18 protein-coding genes and 1 tRNA gene are annotated in these 18,194 nt (G+C 71.9%); 11 read left to right on the forward strand and 8 right to left on the reverse strand.

Annotated features, from left to right (window positions below; all coding sequences use genetic code 11):
• Positions 1–127: 127 nt before the first annotated feature.
• Positions 128–421, reverse strand: a complete 294-nt coding sequence (locus ACZ4XD_RS27835; RefSeq protein WP_085922519.1) for a YiaA/YiaB family inner membrane protein — start codon at positions 419–421, stop codon at positions 128–130.
• Positions 422–582: 161 nt separating this feature from the next.
• Between ACZ4XD_RS27835 and ACZ4XD_RS27840 the strand changes: the two genes are divergently transcribed.
• From ACZ4XD_RS27840 to ACZ4XD_RS27850, 3 genes are all read left to right on the forward strand, one after another.
• Positions 583–656, forward strand: a tRNA-Pro gene (locus tag ACZ4XD_RS27840).
• A gap of 290 nt (positions 657–946) precedes the next feature.
• Complete coding sequence (locus ACZ4XD_RS27845) at positions 947–1,591, forward strand: LysE family translocator (RefSeq protein WP_042160946.1); 645 nt, start codon at positions 947–949, stop codon at positions 1,589–1,591.
• 164 nt (positions 1,592–1,755) lie between these two features.
• Complete coding sequence (locus ACZ4XD_RS27850) at positions 1,756–2,478, forward strand: DUF6215 domain-containing protein (RefSeq protein WP_468046506.1); 723 nt, start codon at positions 1,756–1,758, stop codon at positions 2,476–2,478.
• A 39-nt stretch (positions 2,479–2,517) separates the two neighbouring features.
• Here ACZ4XD_RS27850 and ACZ4XD_RS27855 read toward each other — a convergent pair whose 3' ends face one another.
• On the reverse strand, positions 2,518–2,751 hold the full coding sequence (locus ACZ4XD_RS27855; RefSeq protein ID WP_468046508.1) for a hypothetical protein: 234 nt from the start codon (positions 2,749–2,751) through the stop codon (positions 2,518–2,520).
• A gap of 280 nt (positions 2,752–3,031) precedes the next feature.
• Here ACZ4XD_RS27855 and ACZ4XD_RS27860 point away from each other — a divergent pair, with 280 nt between their 5' ends.
• The 5 genes from ACZ4XD_RS27860 (at position 3,032) to ACZ4XD_RS27880 (ending at position 8,169) form a co-directional block, all read left to right on the forward strand.
• The gene (locus tag ACZ4XD_RS27860; protein ID WP_466856833.1) at positions 3,032–3,520 is read left to right on the forward strand and encodes a helix-turn-helix domain-containing protein; all 489 of its coding nucleotides are present in this window, start codon (positions 3,032–3,034) and stop codon (positions 3,518–3,520) included.
• 79 nt (positions 3,521–3,599) lie between these two features.
• Positions 3,600–4,208: a hypothetical protein gene (locus ACZ4XD_RS27865; RefSeq protein ID WP_245698946.1), complete on the forward strand. Its 609-nt coding sequence runs from the start codon at positions 3,600–3,602 to the stop codon at positions 4,206–4,208.
• Positions 4,201–5,421 carry an MAB_1171c family putative transporter gene (locus ACZ4XD_RS27870; RefSeq protein ID WP_468046510.1) on the forward strand — a complete coding sequence of 407 codons (1,221 nt, stop codon included), beginning with the start codon at positions 4,201–4,203 and terminating at the stop codon, positions 5,419–5,421. Before ACZ4XD_RS27865 ends, ACZ4XD_RS27870 begins: the two co-directional genes overlap by 8 nt.
• A gap of 154 nt (positions 5,422–5,575) precedes the next feature.
• The gene (locus ACZ4XD_RS27875; RefSeq protein WP_468046512.1) at positions 5,576–6,799 is read left to right on the forward strand and encodes a cytochrome P450 family protein; all 1,224 of its coding nucleotides are present in this window, start codon (positions 5,576–5,578) and stop codon (positions 6,797–6,799) included.
• Between the two features lie 209 nt (positions 6,800–7,008).
• Positions 7,009–8,169 (forward strand): D-alanyl-D-alanine carboxypeptidase family protein, encoded by a 1,161-nt coding sequence (locus ACZ4XD_RS27880; protein WP_468046514.1) that lies wholly within the window; start codon positions 7,009–7,011, stop codon positions 8,167–8,169.
• Positions 8,170–8,349: 180 nt separating this feature from the next.
• Here ACZ4XD_RS27880 and ACZ4XD_RS27885 read toward each other — a convergent pair whose 3' ends face one another.
• The 6 genes from ACZ4XD_RS27885 to ACZ4XD_RS27910 all read right to left on the reverse strand — a co-directional run bounded on the left by ACZ4XD_RS27885 (position 8,350) and on the right by ACZ4XD_RS27910 (position 12,982).
• Positions 8,350–9,087, reverse strand: a complete 738-nt coding sequence (locus tag ACZ4XD_RS27885; RefSeq protein WP_468046516.1) for a DUF309 domain-containing protein — start codon at positions 9,085–9,087, stop codon at positions 8,350–8,352.
• Positions 9,088–9,217: 130 nt separating this feature from the next.
• Positions 9,218–9,550 carry a DUF427 domain-containing protein gene (locus ACZ4XD_RS27890; RefSeq protein WP_468046518.1) on the reverse strand — a complete coding sequence of 111 codons (333 nt, stop codon included), beginning with the start codon at positions 9,548–9,550 and terminating at the stop codon, positions 9,218–9,220.
• A gap of 125 nt (positions 9,551–9,675) precedes the next feature.
• Positions 9,676–10,146, reverse strand: a complete 471-nt coding sequence (locus ACZ4XD_RS27895) for a thioesterase family protein (protein ID WP_468046520.1) — start codon at positions 10,144–10,146, stop codon at positions 9,676–9,678.
• Complete coding sequence (locus tag ACZ4XD_RS27900) at positions 10,143–11,114, reverse strand: 3-hydroxyacyl-CoA dehydrogenase NAD-binding domain-containing protein (protein WP_468046522.1); 972 nt, start codon at positions 11,112–11,114, stop codon at positions 10,143–10,145. The genes ACZ4XD_RS27895 and ACZ4XD_RS27900 overlap by 4 nt, the downstream gene beginning before the upstream one ends.
• A 60-nt stretch (positions 11,115–11,174) precedes the next feature.
• Positions 11,175–12,062, reverse strand: a complete 888-nt coding sequence (locus ACZ4XD_RS27905) for a beta-keto acid cleavage family enzyme (protein WP_468046524.1) — start codon at positions 12,060–12,062, stop codon at positions 11,175–11,177.
• 50 nt (positions 12,063–12,112) lie between these two features.
• Positions 12,113–12,982 carry a TetR/AcrR family transcriptional regulator gene (locus ACZ4XD_RS27910; RefSeq protein WP_468046525.1) on the reverse strand — a complete coding sequence of 290 codons (870 nt, stop codon included), beginning with the start codon at positions 12,980–12,982 and terminating at the stop codon, positions 12,113–12,115.
• Positions 12,983–13,187: 205 nt separating this feature from the next.
• On the opposite strand from ACZ4XD_RS27910, the gene ACZ4XD_RS27915 reads away from it, so the two are divergent.
• The 3 genes from ACZ4XD_RS27915 to ACZ4XD_RS27925 all read left to right on the forward strand — a co-directional run bounded on the left by ACZ4XD_RS27915 (position 13,188) and on the right by ACZ4XD_RS27925 (position 18,167).
• Positions 13,188–15,251, forward strand: coding sequence for a SpoIIE family protein phosphatase (locus ACZ4XD_RS27915; RefSeq protein ID WP_468046527.1), 2,064 nt, complete (start codon positions 13,188–13,190; stop codon positions 15,249–15,251).
• 84 nt (positions 15,252–15,335) lie between these two features.
• Positions 15,336–16,736, forward strand: coding sequence for a glutamine synthetase family protein (locus tag ACZ4XD_RS27920; protein ID WP_468046529.1), 1,401 nt, complete (start codon positions 15,336–15,338; stop codon positions 16,734–16,736).
• 141 nt (positions 16,737–16,877) lie between these two features.
• On the forward strand, positions 16,878–18,167 hold the full coding sequence (locus tag ACZ4XD_RS27925; protein WP_468046531.1) for an MFS transporter: 1,290 nt from the start codon (positions 16,878–16,880) through the stop codon (positions 18,165–18,167).
• The last annotated feature ends 27 nt before the right edge of the window (positions 18,168–18,194 follow it).

Genomic DNA, 18,194 nt, shown 5'->3' on the forward strand with positions numbered 1-18,194 from the left:
CTCCCCCCCTCCCCGATGGCGCCTCTCCCCCCCCCTCCCCCCCCCCCCCCCCCCCCCCCCCCCACCCTCCCCCCCCCCCCCCCTACCCCCCCCCCCCCCCCCCCCCCCCCCCCCCCCCCCGCCGGGGTCAGACCTGCCCCGGCTTGAAGACGTCCTGCTCGATGAGGAGCTTGTCGATCCGGGCCTTGTCCACCCGGTTCGTCACCTCCTCGACCTCCTGGCGGTCGCGCACGCACTTCGCCAGCGTGAACGCCGACGACACCACGAAAATCAGGCCGAGAGCGAGAAAACCGCGCTCCCACGGCCCCACCGGCAGCTTGATGATCCCGATCACCAGCGCCACCAGCGACAGCCCGAAGGAGATCGCGGCCTGCACGAAGAAGGCCGTGGTCGTCGGCCGCTGAATCGATGGAGTAGTCATGCGCGTAGCGTGGCGGCACGGTGACACCGGCGCATGAGTACAGCTACTCATCTCGCACCCGCCGCCCCGCCGCGAGCCGGGAAAGTGGCAGCCCCCACCCTCTGACATGCGGTATTGTTCTCGTGCGCGGTCAGCCGGGACATCCCGGCCGCATCGGGCACCGGGACGTGGCGCAGCTTGGTAGCGCACTTGACTGGGGGTCAAGGGGTCGCAGGTTCAAATCCTGTCGTCCCGACGGTGCAAGCGCAGGTAGGGGCCATCTTCGGATGGCCCCTACTGTGCGTTCCGGAGCACTCGGGCGCGGAGCAGGGGCTCTCCGCATCGGGCCCGTCCCACTCAAATGCCGTGCGTGCCTGCCGGGTTGGGCTCGCCTGGCCTCATAACCTCCCGCGGCCGCTTCGGGCATCAGCGAGCCCGGGGAGCAGCCGGTGCCCGGCGATATCGGTATGTGGATGAGCCTGGAGCGGATGGTCCGCCCTCTGTTTGTATGAGCCCCTGGAACGCATTTCAGGAGGTGGGGGACACATGGTGTCCACGGAGAGCATTCTCGCGTTTGCGGCGATGTCGCTGCTGGTGATCGTGATTCCGGGGCCGAGCGTGCTGTTCGTGATCGGCAGGGCCCTTGCGCACGGCCGCCGCACGGCGCTCGCGACGGTCCTCGGCAACCTGGTCGGTTCGTACGTCCTGGTGATTGCTGTGGCGTGGGGCCTCGGCGCGCTGGTGGAGAGCTCGGCGGCGGTGTTCATGGGCGTGAAGATGGCCGGCGCGGCCTACCTCGTCTATCTGGGCGTGCAGGCGTTCCGGCACCGCAAAGAGATGCGCGCGGCGGCCATGGAGGCCCCGGCGAGTGAGCGGCGTGGCGATCTGCGGACGATCCTGGACGGGATTTTCGTGGGCGTCACCAACCCGAAGGGCATCGTCTTCTTCGCCGCGGTGCTGCCACAGTTCGTGGACCACGCGGCGGGCCACGTCCCCGTCCAGATGATGGTGTTGGGCCTGGTCCCGGTCGCCATCGGCCTGATCACGGACACCCTGTGGGGCCTGGGTGCCTCGGCGGCCCGTTCCTGGTTCGCCCGCTCGGACCGTCGTCTGTCGATGGTCGGCGGGGCGGGCGGCTTCGCCATGATCGGGCTGGGCGTGACGGTGGCGGCGACGGGCCGCGCCGACTAGGGACCGGACGGCGAGCCATGAGCCGAGCCGGCGGTGCCACCGGGCCACAGCAAGAGCGCCCAGGGAGGGCCGGCGCCGTGGTGACGGCGAATTCCCTTGTCCACCTGATGATCGCGGGTTAAGGTCCGGGGGCACTTATCGGGGGATCATGGCAGGTGGGGGACATGGTGGACGATTCTGGCGCGCCCGCGAAGGGTGCGCCCGCGCAAGGGGCGGGCGCGGAGGGTGCGGGCGCGTGGGGGCAGGCCGTCGCTGCCGTGGCACTGGTATCGGCACTCGGTATCGGTCTGTGGGCGTTGCAGGGGACATCGTCGTCCTCGGACAGCGCCCCGCCGCCCGCCACATGCTCGGGCGGGGAGTCCAAGAAGGAGTCCCGGCGCGTTTCCGGGGCGCAGCTGTGCGCGGCGCTGAACCGTCCCGACCTCGCTGAACTGCTGGGCACGCCGGGGCAGACCGCGAAGACGGCAGGCGGCAGCGCCAGCTCCGTCAAGCTCGGCAACGGCAAGGAGATCGCCACTCCGTCTGCCCAGGTCGAGTTCGAGGACTGCACCGTCACGCTGTCGGCCACCTACGACGGTCACCCGGTGGCCGGGTCCGCCGCGCTTCTGGGGGACGGCGCGCGGCAGCAGACGGTTCTGGACCGCCCGGCGGTCGTCTACGCGGACCGCACCATCAGCATCAGATTCCGCCTCGACGGGAGCGACACCGACAGCGGCCCCGGCGTCCCGGCCCGCACCCTCACCGTGGCCCGGGACGCCAAGGACAGCGGCGGTTCCTTCGAGGTGTCGCTGTGGCGCGCGGACGGCGCGGTGCCGGACGACGCGGTGCTGCTCCGGGTCGCCGAGAAGGTGCTGCCGACGGTGCCGGGGTGGGCGGCAGCGGGGTGACTGCCTTGAGCTCCTGTTCGGTGGCCGGGCCCGGCTCTTTCATCCCTGTACGCGTTGGGCCTCGTCCCTGATCTTCTTCTTGTGCTTGTCCGTGAGCTGGAGGTATCGCTCGCAGCGGCCGCACTCCACGCACACCAGCACCTTGCTCGGAATGTCCTCGGCCCCCCAATAGCCGAGCTCCACCATGAACTGCCTCTTGACCGCCTTCAGGCAGTAGACCTCTTCCGAACCGCAGGCAGGGCATGTTCCTTGGCGCATGTTCGTCACCGTCATGGGCTGGCAGCTTAGTGGGCGGGGGGTGAGTCGCGGCCAACAGGGGAGTGGGCGGGCGGGGTTGGGTGAGGGGCGAGTTCTGACGAGGCCAAGGAAGGCGGCGTGCTGCGCGTGACGCTCCGTATGACCTGCGCCCTTCGTCACTCAACTCCCGGTTAAGTCCAGCGATCCCTACTGTCCGTAAGTGGACTGGTGCACCGCGTTCCTGGCGTGTCAGGATGAACGCGAGGTGACGGGGCCTTAACTGTTCGTTGGGCTCAATCGACGGGGGACGGTAGACATGAACGTGGGGGGAGACAGCCGGTCCAAGGGGGCGGGCAGTGTGCTCGCGGAACGGCTCAACCACCTCTTCGCGAACATGCATCCGCCGGGGGCTCCGTATACCAACGCCTTTGTGGCCGAGGAGATCAGCGGGGGAGCGGAGGAGTACGGCGGGGTCAAGGTCACCGAGCAGTATCTGTCGATGCTGCGCAACGGCAGGCGTACGAACCCGAGCCCGGAGCTGCTGCGCGCGCTGGCCAAGTTCTTTGCCGTACCGGTCGGTTATCTGCTGGGGGACCTCTCGCAGCCGCAGGCCGCGCGGGTGGAGGAAGAGGTCCGCTTCCTGGCCGCGATGCGGGATCAGCGGGTGCGCGCGATCGCGCTGCGCTCCGTCGGGCTGCCGCCGGAGGTGCAGGACAGTCTGACGACGATCATCTCCCAGTTCCGGCAGCAGATGAATCTGCCGGCCGATCCGCCGGAGCAGGGCGGTGAGCGACGCGGTGAGTGAACCGGTGCGGACCGCTGAGCGCGGCCAGATCTTCTCTTCCTGGCAGCGGGTCGGAGACGAGGACGGGACGAGCATGCGAGTGGGGCAGATACGCCGGCGGTGCAAGCGGCTCATCAAGGAGCTCGCGCTGCCGGCCACAACCGATCTGCGCGGAATGTGCGACATCGTCGCCGCGCGGGTGGCGCGGCCCGTCCATCTGGTGCCGATGAGCCTGGGCGGGGTGGTCTCGGGGATGACGGCCGTCACCGATGACGGCTACTGGGTCTTCTACGAGCTGAAGACCTCACCGTGGCACCAGGCGCACATCGTGCTGCACGAGCTGAGCCACCTCCTGTTGGGACACGGCCAGGATCCGGCGGTCACCGAGGACGCGCTGAAGCTCTGGACACCGTCCGTCGATGTCGCCACCGCCATGCGGCGGATGGGCCTGACCATGGGCTTCGCCCGGCATCACGGCTATGACAACCTCGCCGAACGGGAGACCGAAGTGCTCGGCACGCTCCTGATGGAGCGGGTGGCGCCGTCCGCGGCCGAACGCGCCCTGCCCCTGGAGGGTCAGGCGGCCGAGCTGGCGGCGGCGCTCGGGCCCGCGCTCCAGCACATCCGGCGGCAGGAGACACCGGCCGGGGACGAGCGGACCGACGGCGCGGGAGCGGGCGCGCCGCAGGACGGGGGTCCGCGTGTTTGACGTCATCTATCTGTCGTTCGGTGTCGCCGCCTGGGCGATCGTCGGGTACAAGTCCGTCGCGTGGTTCCGGGACCGCAGCAACGCGGACCTGGGGCTGGCCTGTGTGATGACCGGCGGGGTGGCGACGGTCTTCCTCTTCTCCGCACCCAGCGTCTACCGCGCCTTCGACCGGCTCACGGGCGTGGCCAACCTCGCCATGGTCTTCCTCTACTCCTCCGTCGTGGTGTTCGCCGCCGGTGCGCTGGTGTTGCTGCTGCGCTGGACGGCGGGCGAGGGCGCGCAGGCGCGGGCCCGTGCCCGACGCAGGGCGCGCGTCGCCGTCGGGAGTGTGGCCGCGCTGTGGGCGGTGGCGATCACCGGCTTCGCGGTCGGCCGGCCGGACGCCGTCGAGCACCCCCGCGACTTCAGCACCGCCTACACCGACTCCCCGGGAGTCATGCTCTTCCTGGTGCTATATCTGGCCATTTTCGGACTGAGCTCGGCGGCCCTGGGGACGCTCTGCCCCCGTTACGCCGCGCAACTCGGCGGCACCCACCTGGCGCGCGGTCTGCGGGTGCTGGCCGCGGGCTGCTGGCTCGGCCTGGTCTACTGCGCCTGCAAGGTGATCGGCTTCGTCCTGTCCTGGACGGGCCACCCGGCACTGTGGCTCTCCAACGGGGTGGCCCCGTTGAGCGCCTCGGTCGCGGCGCTGATGGTTCTCGCCGGATTCGCGCTGCCCGCGGCCGGCCCCCGGGTCGCCGCCTGGCGCCGGCTGCGCCGGCTCTCCCCGCTCTGGCGGACCGTCACCGCGCAGACCCCCGAGGTCACGATGGGCTCCCCGGCCTGGTCCGTACGCTGGCCGTTCGCCGACCTGGAGTGGCGGGCCAACCGGCAGATGGCCGAGATCCGGGACGTACAGCGCGGCATCCGCCGCCATGTGGAGTCCGACGCCGTCGACATCGCCCGCGAGCGGGCCCGCGCGGTCGCTCTCGACGACCGGCAGCTGGCCGCCGTCGCGGAGGCCGCCGCGCTCCGCCGTGGCCTGGAGAACCGTGCGGTGGGCCATGTCCCCGACCACGGCGCCGACAGCGTGGTGGTCGCCAACGGCACGGATCCGGCCGAACTCACCGCGGAGTACGAGCACTTGGCACTGGTCGCGGATGTCTACCACTCGCCGCTGATCGACACCGTACTCACCGAACTGCGCCAGCGGAGCTCCGTGGCGCACGGCTGAGGAAGCACCACAGACGGGGTGGCCCGGCACGGGGGTCCGGGCCGCCCGTACCACCCCGGCGGCACCGGCCCATGAGACCGGTGCCGCCCTCGGGGCCGTCACCGGATGGCGCGCGCCGGACGGGAGGATGGACGGCACGGCCTAGGGTCGGCTCATGCAGAACACCGCCGAGACCGGCCCCGACGCCCCCATCGATATGACGCCCCTGCTCGACGATCCGTACGCCGCCTATGCCGCGCTGCGGGACGCCGGACCGGTGCACCGGATCACCGGAGCCGATGGGAACCCCGCCTGGCTGGTGACCCGTTACGACGACGTCCGCCGCGGCCTCGCCGACCCCCGGCTCTCCCTGGACAAGCGGCATGCCACACCCAACGGTTACCGCGGTTTCGCCCTGCCGCCCGCACTGGACGCGAATCTGCTGAACATGGACCCGCCGGACCACACCAGGGTGCGCCGGCTGGTGGTCAAGGGCTTCACCACGGGCCGGGTCGAGGCGCTGCGGGCGCCCGCACGGCGGATCGCCGACGAACTGCTGGACGCGATGGCGGAGCGCGGCCGCGCGGAGCTGATCGCCGACTACGCCGGGCCGCTGTCGATCGCCGTGATCTGCGATCTGCTGGGCATCCCGCACCGTGACCGCCCCGATTTCCTGGCCTGGTCGGACGCCCTCATCACCCCGGACCCGAGCCGGCCGGAGCTGATGAAGGAGGCGATCGGGGCGATGCTGACGTTCTACACCGGACTGATCGCGGCCAAGCGCGCGGAACCGGGCGACGACTTGCTCTCGGATCTGATCGCGGTGCGCGACGAGGCGGCCCCGGGCGAGGAGGACGACCGGCTCACCGAGGACGAACTGACCTCGCTCGCCTTCCTCATTCTCTTCGCCGGATACGAGAGCACGGCCCATCTCATCGGCAATGCGGTACTCGCCCTGCTCGACCACCCGGACCAGCTCCGGCAGTTGCAACGCGATCCGGCCGAACTGCCGACGGCCGTGGAGGAGTTCCTCCGCTTCGACAACCCGTATCCGGTGGCGATCCGTCGCTTCCCCATGGAGGACATGGAGATCGGCGGCGTACGGATCCCGGCCGGGGAGAGCGTGCTGCTGTCGATCGCGTCCGCGAACCGCGACCCCGCGCGCTTCCCCGAACCGGACACGCTGGACCGCGGCCGGGACCTCTCCGGGCACCTCGGGATGGGGCACGGCATCCATCACTGTCTCGGTGCTCCGCTGGCCCGGCTGGAGGCCGTCACCGCGCTCGATGCGCTCCTCGGCCGCTTCCCGGAGCTGCGACTGGCCGTCCCGCGTGGTGATTTGCGGCATCGTCGGGCGCTGCGGGCGCGTGGCCTGATTTCGCTGCCCGTCACCTGGTAATCGGCGAACGAACAAGTTTTTGAGGCATAACCGTTCGCTCATGCGGTAGAAAGGTTCCTGAGACCCGCCCGGTGTGCATCCCCCGTCGCACCGGGCGGGTCCTTCTTTGCACCTGTTGCAGTTGCGACACGCCCGGTGCTTCGGCGCGGCCCTGAGCCGACTGGCTCAACCGCGCTGCGGTCCGCGGCACCACTTCTTAGCGTGACGGCATGGCAATTGACGCGTGTGTGTCCAGGAAGGCCGGTGCGGTGGCGCTGATCGCCGTCGCCGGTGTCTCGCTGACGTCCATACCGGCCGCGGCCAACGGGGCGACGGCCCGTCAGCCCGCCGCCGCGGTACAGGCGCCCACCGACCCCGGCACGGCGCGGCTGCCCAGCGGCCTGAGCGCGCTGTCCTGGATGGTGGCGGACGCGGACACCGGCAATGTGCTGGCCGCGAAGAGCCCGCACCGCAAGCTCGCCCCGGCCAGCACCCTCAAGACGCTGTTCGCGGTCACCGTCCTGCCGAAGTTCTCGGCGGGCACGGTACGCCGGGTCAGCTCCGCCGACCTCGCCGGTGTCGGGGCCGGCAGCAGTGTCGTCGGCGTCCGGCAGGGCCGCCGCTACACCGTCGGCGACCTGTGGCGCGGGGTCTTCCTGCGCTCCGGCAACGACGCGGTGCATGTGCTGGCCTCGATGAACGGCGGCTGGCGGACCACGGCGGAGGAGATGCAGGAGACCGCCAGGAAGCTCGGCGCACGCGACACCACCGTCAAGTCCCCGGACGGCTATGACGCGCCCGGTCAGGTGTCCTCCGCCCACGACCTGACCGTCTTCGCCCGCGCCGGGCTCGCCAACGAGGACTTCGCCCGCTACTGCGCCACCGCCCGCGCCACGTTCCCCGGCGCGGGCGGCGCCACGCAGATCGAGAACACCAACCGTCTGCTGGCCGGCTCGCACGGGATGTCCCGCTACCCCGGCATCATCGGCGTCAAGAACGGCTACACCAGCAAGGCCGGCAACACCCTGATCGCCGCCGCGCGCCGGAACGGCCGCACCCTCCTGGTCACCGTCCTGAACCCGCAGTCGCAGGAGTACAACGGCGTCTACAAGGAAGCCGCTGCCCTGCTGGACTGGGGCTTCCGCACCGCCGGCACGGCCCAGCCGGTGGGCACCTTGCACGCCGTACGCGCCACCGACGACGGCGCCGGCCCGATGCGCCCGGTGGCTGCCGAGGTCACCGGAGCGGAAGCCCGCGGCGGCGCCCCCTGGCGTACCACCCTCGTCCTCGGGGCGGGCGCCGCCGGCGTCGCGGCACTCGGCTTGGGCCCCCTGCTCGCTCGATGGCGGCAGGCCCGCGACCGCAGCGGCCGGAGGGGAGGGACCGCGTAGGCCCGCTGGGGCGGTGGCCCGTGGTGGGTACGACGGCGAAGAGGGCGACGACGGCGACGGCTCCGCGCGTTTCGGCGGAGCCCGGTGCCCTCGGTCCCCTGGGGGCGTGACATACGGGCGTGACCTAGGGGGTCTCCGGTGGGTCGGCCCGGCCCGGGACCCCCGTGGGGCGCTTTTCGGTCATGTCTCCCGTCGCCGCAGCCGGGGCGCGGTCTCCGCCGCCGGTACGGATCCGGAGCTGGTCAGCCGTCCGGTCAGTTCCTGGGCCCAGGCCATGAGTCCCGTGATGTCGATCCTGTAGGGGGCCGGGTCCGCATACGGTGCGATCGCCCGCGCGCCCCGGTCGAGCAGCGCCGTTCCGCCCACGGTGTTGCCACGTGCCGCATGGGTGAGACCCACCGCGAGCTGGGCGAGTCCCCGCCACAGTTCGCGCTCCGACTCCGGCGCCGCCTTCCAGGCGTCCTCCAGGACCTCATGGGCGTGGAACGGCATCCCGCCGTCCAGCAGCCGCTGTGCCTCGGTCAGCGACTGTGCGGGCGTCCGGGGCACGCCCTCGGGCTGCCGGGCCACGCCGGGGGAGCCGTACGGCAGCGGCCGGCCGAGCCCGTCACGCGGGCGGGCGTTCCGGGCCCGCCCCTCCTCGTCACGGTCCCGGCGGCGCGGCCCGGCGGGGTCGGGGGCACCGGAGCCGGAGGCGGTGTCGTCGCCCGCGCCGTCGCCCGAGCCCTCACCGCTCGTTTCCGCCCCGGCCCCACAGTGCTCGCAGACCGCACTGCCGGGCCGTTCTCTGATCCGGCCGCAGGCGTCACACACCTGGTCCAGCCAGCAGGCCGGATCGCCGCCTTCGTCGACCGCCCGGTGCGGGGCGGACGGGCGGGACGTGAGGGGCCGGTCGTGGGAGCTGTCCGCGTCATTCACGCTTCGATTGTGCGCCGTGTGGGCGGGTCGGTGTCGTCGGGGGGCGGGCGCGTTGCCGTATGGGCGAGCGCGCGGGCATTGTTAGGTTTCTTTCCTATTCGCCCGGGTGGGGGCCCCGGGCTGCCACGGCTCAGACCAACTCGACCTCGTAGAAGCAGAAATGGTCCTTGATCCGGGCGACCTCGGGATGTGGCTCGGGGTAGGCCCAGACGATGTCCTCCGGACCGCCGGCGAGCGACCAGTAGGAGGCGGTGCCCTTGAAGGGACAGACGGTATGCGTCGCGGACGGGGCGAGCAGCTCGGTGCGTACGTCCTCGGGAGGGAGGTAGTAGCGCACCGGATAGCCGGTCTCGGAGAGCAGCAGCGGGCGCCGGCTCTCGGCGATCAGCTGTCCGCCGATCTCGACGCGGACGTGGTCGGTCCCTTCTTCGACGCTGATGCGGTGGCCTCGGGTGGTGCTCATGGTCACTTCCCTTCGGTGGGCGGGGAGGTGGCTCCCTCCCGGTCCAGCATCGCACCGGGAGGGAGCGGGGCGGGGCCAAGACGTCGCCACCGCGGCAGCCCCGCCCGTCCGGGCCCGTCGCCGCCTCACACCTCGCGGATACCGCGCCCCGCCCACTCCGGCGCCGGCGCGACGATGCCGGTGAGGCGCTCGCGGGCCGTCGGGGGCAGCGGGGCCGAGCGGCCGGTGGCCTGGTCGAGGTGCAGGGTGAACAGCTCCTCGGTGGCCACCGGTTCGCCGGAGAGTTCCCCGGCGAACATCTCATGGACCAGTCGCAGCTTCTTGCCGTCCACGCCCAACACCCTTGTGCGGACCGTGAGTTGGCTGTCGCGGGCGACCTCGTGGAGATAGCGGACATGGGCCTCGACCGTGTACAGGGAGCAACCGGTGCGCTCCCGGTAGGCGGCGTCGAGACCGGCCGCGTCCATCAGGGCGTCGGTCGCGAAGCCGAAGACCAGGACGTAGTAGGCCTCGCTGAGATGGCCGTTGTAGTCGATCCACTCGTCCCGGACCGTCTGGCGGAAGAGGGGCAGGCCGTCCGTGGTGGTGTCGGTCATCGGTGGGTGCTCCCCAGCCGGCCCGTGGCGCGGAGGACATCGATGACGCCCTGGTCGCGCGCGGCGACCAGATCCGCGTACGTACGGTCGCCCGCGGCCTCCCGGCAGCCGTCGACCATCGCGTCGCGCAGCGCACGGTCCAGCTCGGGCGCCTCCAGACGGGTCCACGGCGACTTCAGGGACGGGCCGAAGTGGTCGAGCATATGGGCCATTCCGCCCTCGCCGCCGGCCAGTGCGAAGGTCAGGCAGGGGCCCATGAACGCCCAGCGCAGGCCGGGCCCTTCGGTGATCGAGGCGTCGATGTCCTCGACCGTGGCCTCGCCGTTGGCGACCATGTGGAGCGCCTCGCGCCAGAGTGCCTCCTGGAGGCGGTTGGCGATGAAGCCGGGCAGTTCGCGGTCCATGGTGATCACGGATTTGCCCGCCACGTCGTAGAAGCGGGAGGCCCAGGCGACGGCCTCGGGGTCCGTCCGCTCGCCGCCGACGACTTCCACCAGCGGGATGAGGTACGGCGGGTTGAAGGGGTGGCCGACGACGAGGCGGCCGGCGTGCCCGGCCGCCGTCTGCATATCGGTCATCGGGTAGCCCGAGGTGGAGGAGGCGATGACCACGCCCGGCCGGGTGGCGGCGGCCAGCTCGGCGAGCAGGGAGCGCTTCAGCTCCAGCTTCTCGGGGGCGCTTTCCTGGACGAAGTCGGCCTCGGCGACCGCCTCGGCGAGGGTGCCGGCGAGCGTCAGCCGGTCCTGCGAGGCGCCGTCGGCCAGACCTATCTGCTCCAGCGCGGGCCAGGCGGCGGCCACCAGGCGGCGCAGCCGGTCCTCGGCGTCCGCGGCCGGGTCCCAGGCGGTGACGTCGTAGCCGCGGGCGAGGAAGTGGGCGACCCAGCCGCCGCCGATCACTCCGGCGCCGATACAGGCGACGCGGCGTACGTCCTCGGGGGCACAGGGGGCAGGGGTGGTTTCCGGCATGAGGGAGCGGCTCCAGGGGCGGGAGGGAGGGGACGGGAAACGGGGGAGTGCGGCCGCGGGTCAGGTGCGGGGCTTGAGGCCCAGGAGGGCCCGTGCCCGGTCGGGAGTGGCGACCGTGGCGCCGAGCAACTCGGTGATCTGGACGGCGCGTTCGACGAGCTGCCCGTTCGTGGCCCGGACACCCTTGCTGAGGTACAGATTGTCCTCCAGGCCCACCCGCACATGCCCGCCGAGCAGGATCGACTGGGCGACCCACGGCATCTGCATCCGGCCGAGCGCGAAGCTCGCCCACCGGGCGCCCTCGGGCAGCATGTGCACCATCGACTGAAGTACCCCCGGGTCGGCCGGTGCGCCCCACGGGATGCCCATGCACAGCTGGAAGACGGTCGGGTCGTCCAGCAGCCCCTCGGCCAGCAACTGCTTGGCGAACCACAGCTGACCGGTGTCGAAGATCTCCAACTCGGGCCGTACGCCGAGCTCCTGGATGCGCTTCGCGCCCGCCCGCAGCATGTCGGGGGTGGAGACATAGAGGTTGGAGCCGTCGCCGAAGTTGAGCGAGCCGCAGTCCAGGGTGCAGATGTCGGGCAGCAGTTCCTCGACGTGCGGCAGCCGCTCCAGGCCGCTCACCAGGTCCGTACCGGGCAGCTGTCGCAGCGGCCGGTCGGGGTCGATCACCAGGTCGCCGCCCATACCGGCGGTGAGGTTGATGACGACGTCGGTGCCGGTCTCCTTGATCCGCTCCACCACCTCGGCGTACAGCCGCGGGTCGCGCGACGGGGCGCCGGTGCCGGGGTCGCGGACATGGATGTGCACCACCGCGGCGCCCGCGGCCGCCGCCTCCACGGCCGAGGCGGCGATCTGCTCGGGCGTCACGGGGACGTGCGGGGAGCGGCGGACGGTGTCACCGGCGCCGGTGAGCGCGCAGGTGATGATGACCTCGTGGTTCACGGGGGTCCCTTCTACGGGGGTGGGTGCCTCGGCCTCGGTGGGAAACGGCGTCAGGCCGTGGGGGCGGGGGTGAGTTCGCCCGCCACGAAGGCCAGCAGAGCGGTGTGCATGGTGTCGGGGCCCGTGCTGTCCGGAGCGGTGGCGAGCACCTGAGTGGCCAGGCCGTCGATCAGTGCGGTCAGCCGGAGCGCGGTGAACTCCGGATCGACGGTGCGGAAGACGCCCTGGTCGACGCCGCGGCGTACGACCTCGGCGACGGTGGTGCGCCACTGCCGGTAGTAGTGCTCGTGCAGCCGCCCCACGGCGGTGGAGCGGGCGGCCTGGGCCCACAGATCGAGCCAGACCAGCCACTGGCGGCGCTGCTGCCCGGTGCGCGGGATCTGGAGCGCGATCAGCTGGAGCAGCTCGGCATGTGCGTCGGGGGCCGCGGCCGACTCCGCGGCGCGGCGCGCGGTGTCCTCGTCCATGCACCAGCGCACCGCCGCTTCCAGCAGCTCGTCGCGGCCGGGGAAGTGGTAGTGGACGGCGGCCGGGCTGGTGCCGCAGGCGGCGGCGATATCGGCGACCCGTACGCCGTGGAAGCCGTGCTCGGCGATCAGCCGGACGGTCTCCCGTACGAGCTGGAGCGGCCGGCCGCCCTCGGGCGCGGCGACCGGTTCGCGGCCGGCCGGCGCCGCGGGCCGCTCCGGGGCGCCGAGCAGCCAGCCGGTGTCGACCGCCCCGATATCGGCGATCCACACGATCTCGGCCAGCGTGAAACGCCGGGTGCCACCCAGGGACCTGGACAGCTTCGAGGGGTCCATCACGATCCGGCGGGCGAATTCGCGCTGACTGCATCCGAGCCGGCCGATCACCTGCCGGACACGTTCCGTGACTTCTCCGGCATCGTCGGCGACCCGCTCTCCGGGGGTGTCCTCCATGGTCCGGGACCGTAACAGCGTGTTGAGAACATCGCAACGGGCGGGGGCACATGTGCAGACGTATGAGCCTGGTACGGCTGGGCCCAGGGCGCGGTGGTGCGGGAAACCTGAGAGCAGAGTCAGTACAGTGCGATGGCTGCCGCGGCGGCTGCGGACAACCGGACTGGGGACGCCGCAATCCGGGTGAATGTGGCAAAGTGACGACATGGCTGACCGGGGAGCGAAGCGCCCCACCGTGTCGGTGCCGGACGACTGGCCCGCCCACCCGGACCTGACCCTGGCCCTCAACGGCATGGGCGGCTTCGACTGGGACCTCGACAGCGGGCTGATGCATATGGACCCGCCCGCCCTCGAGGTCTTCGACATGCTCCCGGCGGAGTACGACGACCGCCCGGCCACCCTCAACAGACGCGTCCCGGCCCATGAGGCGGCCCGTCTCGACGCCCTGGTCGCCCGGGCGCTCAAGGACGGCAGCGACTCCTACGGCGCCTACTTCCGGGTCCGGCTGCGCGACGGTGAGCTGCGCTGGACGCACAGCCAGGGCAGTATCCGCCGGGACAGCACCGGCCGGCCGCGCCGGATCATCGGGGTGGTCCGCGACGCCAGCCACGAATACACCCACGCGGCGGAGCGGCTCGCCGGAGATGAGGAGCGCCGGCGGCACACCAGCGTCGTCGAGCGCACCACCGCCGCCCTGGCCCACGCCAGGACGGTCGGTGAAGTGATCGCGGTGCTCGCCGATGAGCAGGGGCTGAGCCGGCTGGGCGCGGAGAACGTGATCCTGGGTCTGGTCGAGGCGGGACGCATCCGGCTGATCTCCGAGGGCAAGGCCGGCAGCTTTGTACCCGACCTCGAATACACGCGGGTGGGCGACGAATTCCCGATGAGCGAAGTCGTCCGCACCCTCACCCCGCGCTATGTGGGCAGCCGCGCGGAATTCCGGCACAAGTGGCCCCGGCTGTGGCCGGCCATCGAGCCGCTGAACGTCAACTCCGCCGCCTATCTGCCGCTGATCGCACAGGGCCGCCCGATCGGGGTGATCGGTCTGTTCTTCGAGCGGGAGAGCGACTTCCGCGACCAGGAGCGCAACGTCCTGGTGGCGCTCGGCAGCAGCATCGCGCAGAGTCTGGCCCGCGCCATGCTCTACGACCAGGAGCACGATCTCGCCGCCGGCCTCCAGCAGGCCATGCTGCCGCGCCGGATCCCTGGCATCCCCGGTGCCCAGATCGCGGTCCGCTATCGCTCCGCCCGGATGGGCCGGGACATCGGCGGCGACTGGTACGACGTGATCCCGCTGCCCGACGGCCGGGTCGCCGCCGTCATCGGCGACGTCCAAGGCCATGACACCCAGGCCGCGGCTCTCATGGGCCAGCTGCGGATCGTGCTGCGCGCCTACGCCGCCGAGGGGCACGCCCCCGCCACCGTCATGGGCCGCGCCTCCGCCTTCCTCAACGAACTGGACACCGACCGCTTCGCCACCTGCACCTACGTCGACGCCGACCTGAGCACCGGCTCGGCCCGGATCGTCCGGGCCGGCCATATCGACCCGCTGCTGCGGCACGCCGAGGGCATCTGCCGGCGGCTGCCGGTGGCCGGCGGGCTGCCGCTCGGTATCTCGTCCGAATTCCGGCGGCTCGACTACCCGGTCACCACCGTTCAGCTCGCTGCCGGCGACACCCTGCTGCTGTGCACCGACGGCATCGTCGAGCAGCCCGGTACCGACCTGGACATCGGGATGCGGGAGCTGGCCCGCCAGGTCCGCGACGGCCCCCAGGACGTCCAGCAACTCGCCGACCGGCTCTGCGAATCGGCGGGCGACCGGACCGGTGAGGACGATATGGCGCTGCTGCTGCTGCGCCGGCTGGGCGCCCCGGAGCACGACATCGTCGGACGCTTCCGCCAGCACATCGCGCCGGCCGACCCCGAGGGACTCTCCGCCGCCCGGCACATGATCCGGGCCGCGGTACGGGCCTGGGGCGCGGCGGACCGTTCGGAGGAGATCGAGCTGGTCGCCGACGAGCTGATCACCAATGCGCTGCTGCACACCGACGGCGAGGCCGTGGTCAACATCCGTATGCCGCACAGCGTCGGGCGGCTGCTGCGGCTGGAGGTCGAGGACCACTCCAGCAGCCTGCCGCGCCGCCGCGAACCGGGCGAGGCCGGTGTCTCCGGCCGCGGTCTGCTCCTCGTGGACCGCCTGGCGGACGTGTGGGGTGTGGAACCGCGCGGCAGTGGAAAGTGCGTATGGTGCGAGTTCAACTGCTCCTGACCGGTCGGCGCCGAGGCGTACCGGGAAGGGCGATCAGCGGGCACGGGTGCCGAGGCTTCGGCACGGTCGAGTGAGGACGGCTCTATGGGAACGCGGGCTGCGGAACAGCGCGAGGAAGCCCGCCAGTTGGCGGCGCGGCTGGAGGCGGAAGGCGTCCGGAACGTGGCGCTGACCTGGGTGGACAACGCCGGCGTCGTCCGCGTCAAGACCATTCCGGCGCAGCGGCTCCCGGCGGCCGCGGAGCGCGGCGTCGGGATGTCGCCCGTCTTCGACGTCTTCACCTCCGACGACGCCATCACCGAATCCGAGCACCTCGGCGGGCCCGACGGTGACCTGCGGCTCTTCCCCGACCTGGACCGCGTCACCGTACTCGCCGCCCAGCCCGGCTGGGCCTGGGCCCCGGCGGACCGCTACGACCAGCTCGGCCGGCCGCACCCCGCCTGCCAGCGGCAGTTCGCCCGGCGGATGGTGGAGCGGGCTGCCGCGGCCGGGCTGGAGCTGCGGATGGGCTTCGAAACGGAATGGGTGGTTACCCGCGCCGCGGACGGGCCCCACCCGGCCACCGCCGGCCCGGACGAGACATTCGACTACCCCTGCGCGGGCCCCGCGTACGGCATGACCCGGGTCGTGGAACTCTCCGACTACCTCCGCGATGTCACCGAGGCGTTGGCCGTCCAGGGCATCGATGTCCTCCAGCTCCACCCCGAGTACGCGCCCGGCCAGTTCGAGGTCACCACCGCCCCGGCCGATCCCGTCCGCGCAGCCGACGACGTGGTGCTGGTCCGCGAGACCGTCCGCGCCGTCTCCGTCCGGCACGGCCTGCGTGCCTCGTTCGCCCCGTCGTTCATCGCCGGACAGGTCGGCAACGGCTGCCACCTCCACCTCGGTCTGTACCGCGACGGCAGCAGCCTGCACCGCACACCGGACGCCTCATGGGGCCTGGCACCGGACGCGGTGGCCTTCCTCGGCGGCGTCCTGAACGCGCTGCCCGCGCTGCTCGCCATCGGCTGCCCCTCGCCCGCCAGCTATCTGCGGCTGCAGCCCTCGCACTGGGCGGGCGTCTACCAGTGCTGGGGCGTGGAGAACCGGGAGGCGGCGCTGCGCCTGATCACCGGCGCCCCCGACGACCCGGACGGCGGCCATGCCGAGGTCAAGACCTTCGACGCCGCCGCCAATCCGTATCTCGCGGTCGGCGCGGTCCTCGCCGCGGGGCTGCACGGCATCGAGACCGCGGCCCAGCTGCCGGCCCCGCACGCCGGCGACCCCGGCACCCTCGGCGTCCGCGAACGCGCCCGGCGCGGCATCGTACGGCTCCCCGGCACCCTCACCGAGGCGGCCGACCGGCTGGAGAAGTCCGCCCCGCTGTACGAGGCGATGGGCGAGGTCCTGCACGGCGCGGTGCTCGCGGTCCGGCGTGCCGAGGAGGCCCACTTCGCCGAGTGCGAGCCGGAGGAGATCGCCGCGGCTACTCGGTGGCGGTGGTGAGCGGGACCGCCCATACGCTCCGGCGGTAAGCGGTAAGCGGTAAGCGGTAAGCGGTAAGCGGTAAGCGGTAAGCGGCAAGGGGTAAGGGGCGGGAGGCCGGAGCGCCTCTTCCCGCCCCGGCGCACCCCGCGCCCCCGTCACATGCTTTACTGCCGCGTGCCCCCTACAACGACCTCCGAAAAGGGCGAAATACCGCTGCGCTCCCGGATATTCGCCGATCTGACCCCGCTGCGCACCTCCCCCGATTACCGCCGTCTCTGGTGTGGCAACACCATCTCCTGGATGGGCCAGCAGATGACCGCACTCGCGGTCTCCCTCCAGGTCTATGCCCTCACCCACTCCACCTTCTCGGTCGGCCTGGTGGGTCTGTGCTCCCTGGTGCCGCTGGTCATCTTCGGGCTGTACGGCGGCGCCATCGCCGACACCGTCGACCGCCGCAAGCTGGGCCTCTACAGCGCCCTGGGCGCGACCGTGCTGTCCCTGGTGCTGGCCGCCGCCGCGCTGGCCGGATACCACCGGGTCTGGCTGCTCTATTCCGTCGTCGCCTTCCAGGCCGTCTGCTTCGCGATGAACTCACCGGCCCGCAGCTCGATGATCCCACGGCTGCTGCCCACCGAACAGCTGCCGGCCGCCAACGCCCTCAACTCCCTGACCGGCAACCTCGGTCTGATGGGCGGGCCGATGCTGGGCGGGGTCATCGTGGGGCTGTGGGGCTATCAGACCGCGTATCTGATCGACGTGGTGGCCTTCAGCGGCTCGCTCTACGCGATGTGGCGGCTGCCGTCCATGCGGCCCGACCAGGGGGAGGGGCCGCGGCGCCGGGCCTCCGTACTGGACGGCCTGCGCTTTCTCGCCACCCGTCCGAATCTGCGGATGACGTTCTTCTCCGACCTGGCGGCGATGGTGCTCGCCCAGCCGCGCGCACTGTTCCCGGCGGTCGCGGTGCTCTGGTTCGGCGGGGACGCCAAGACCGTCGGCCTGCTGGTCGCCGCGCCCGCGGTGGGCGCCGTATTGGGCGGGCTGTTCTCCGGCTGGCTCGGCGGGATCCGCCGGCACGGTCTGGCCATCCTGATCGCGGTGGCCTGCTGGGGCGCGGCCATCGCCTGCTTCGGGCTCTCCCGGCAGTTGTGGCTGGGGCTGTTCTTCCTGGCCGTGGCCGGCTGCGCGGACACCGTCTCGATGGTCTTCCGCAGCACCATGCTTCAGGCGGCGACACCGGACGCGATGCGCGGCCGGCTCCAGGGCGTCTTCATCGTGGTGGTCGCCGGCGGCCCCCGCCTCGGCGACTTCCTCGCCGGCTCCGCGGCCGACCTGACCTCCCCGGCCACCGCGGTCATCGGCGGCGGCCTGGCCTGCATCCTGACCGTAACGGCCCTCGGCCTCGGCCGCCGTGCCTTCGCCCGCTACGACGCCCGCGACCCACAGCCGTGAGGGGCCCCTGGGAGCCAGGACGTGGCC

This window comes from Streptomyces sp. NPDC029466 (assembly GCF_055574515.1).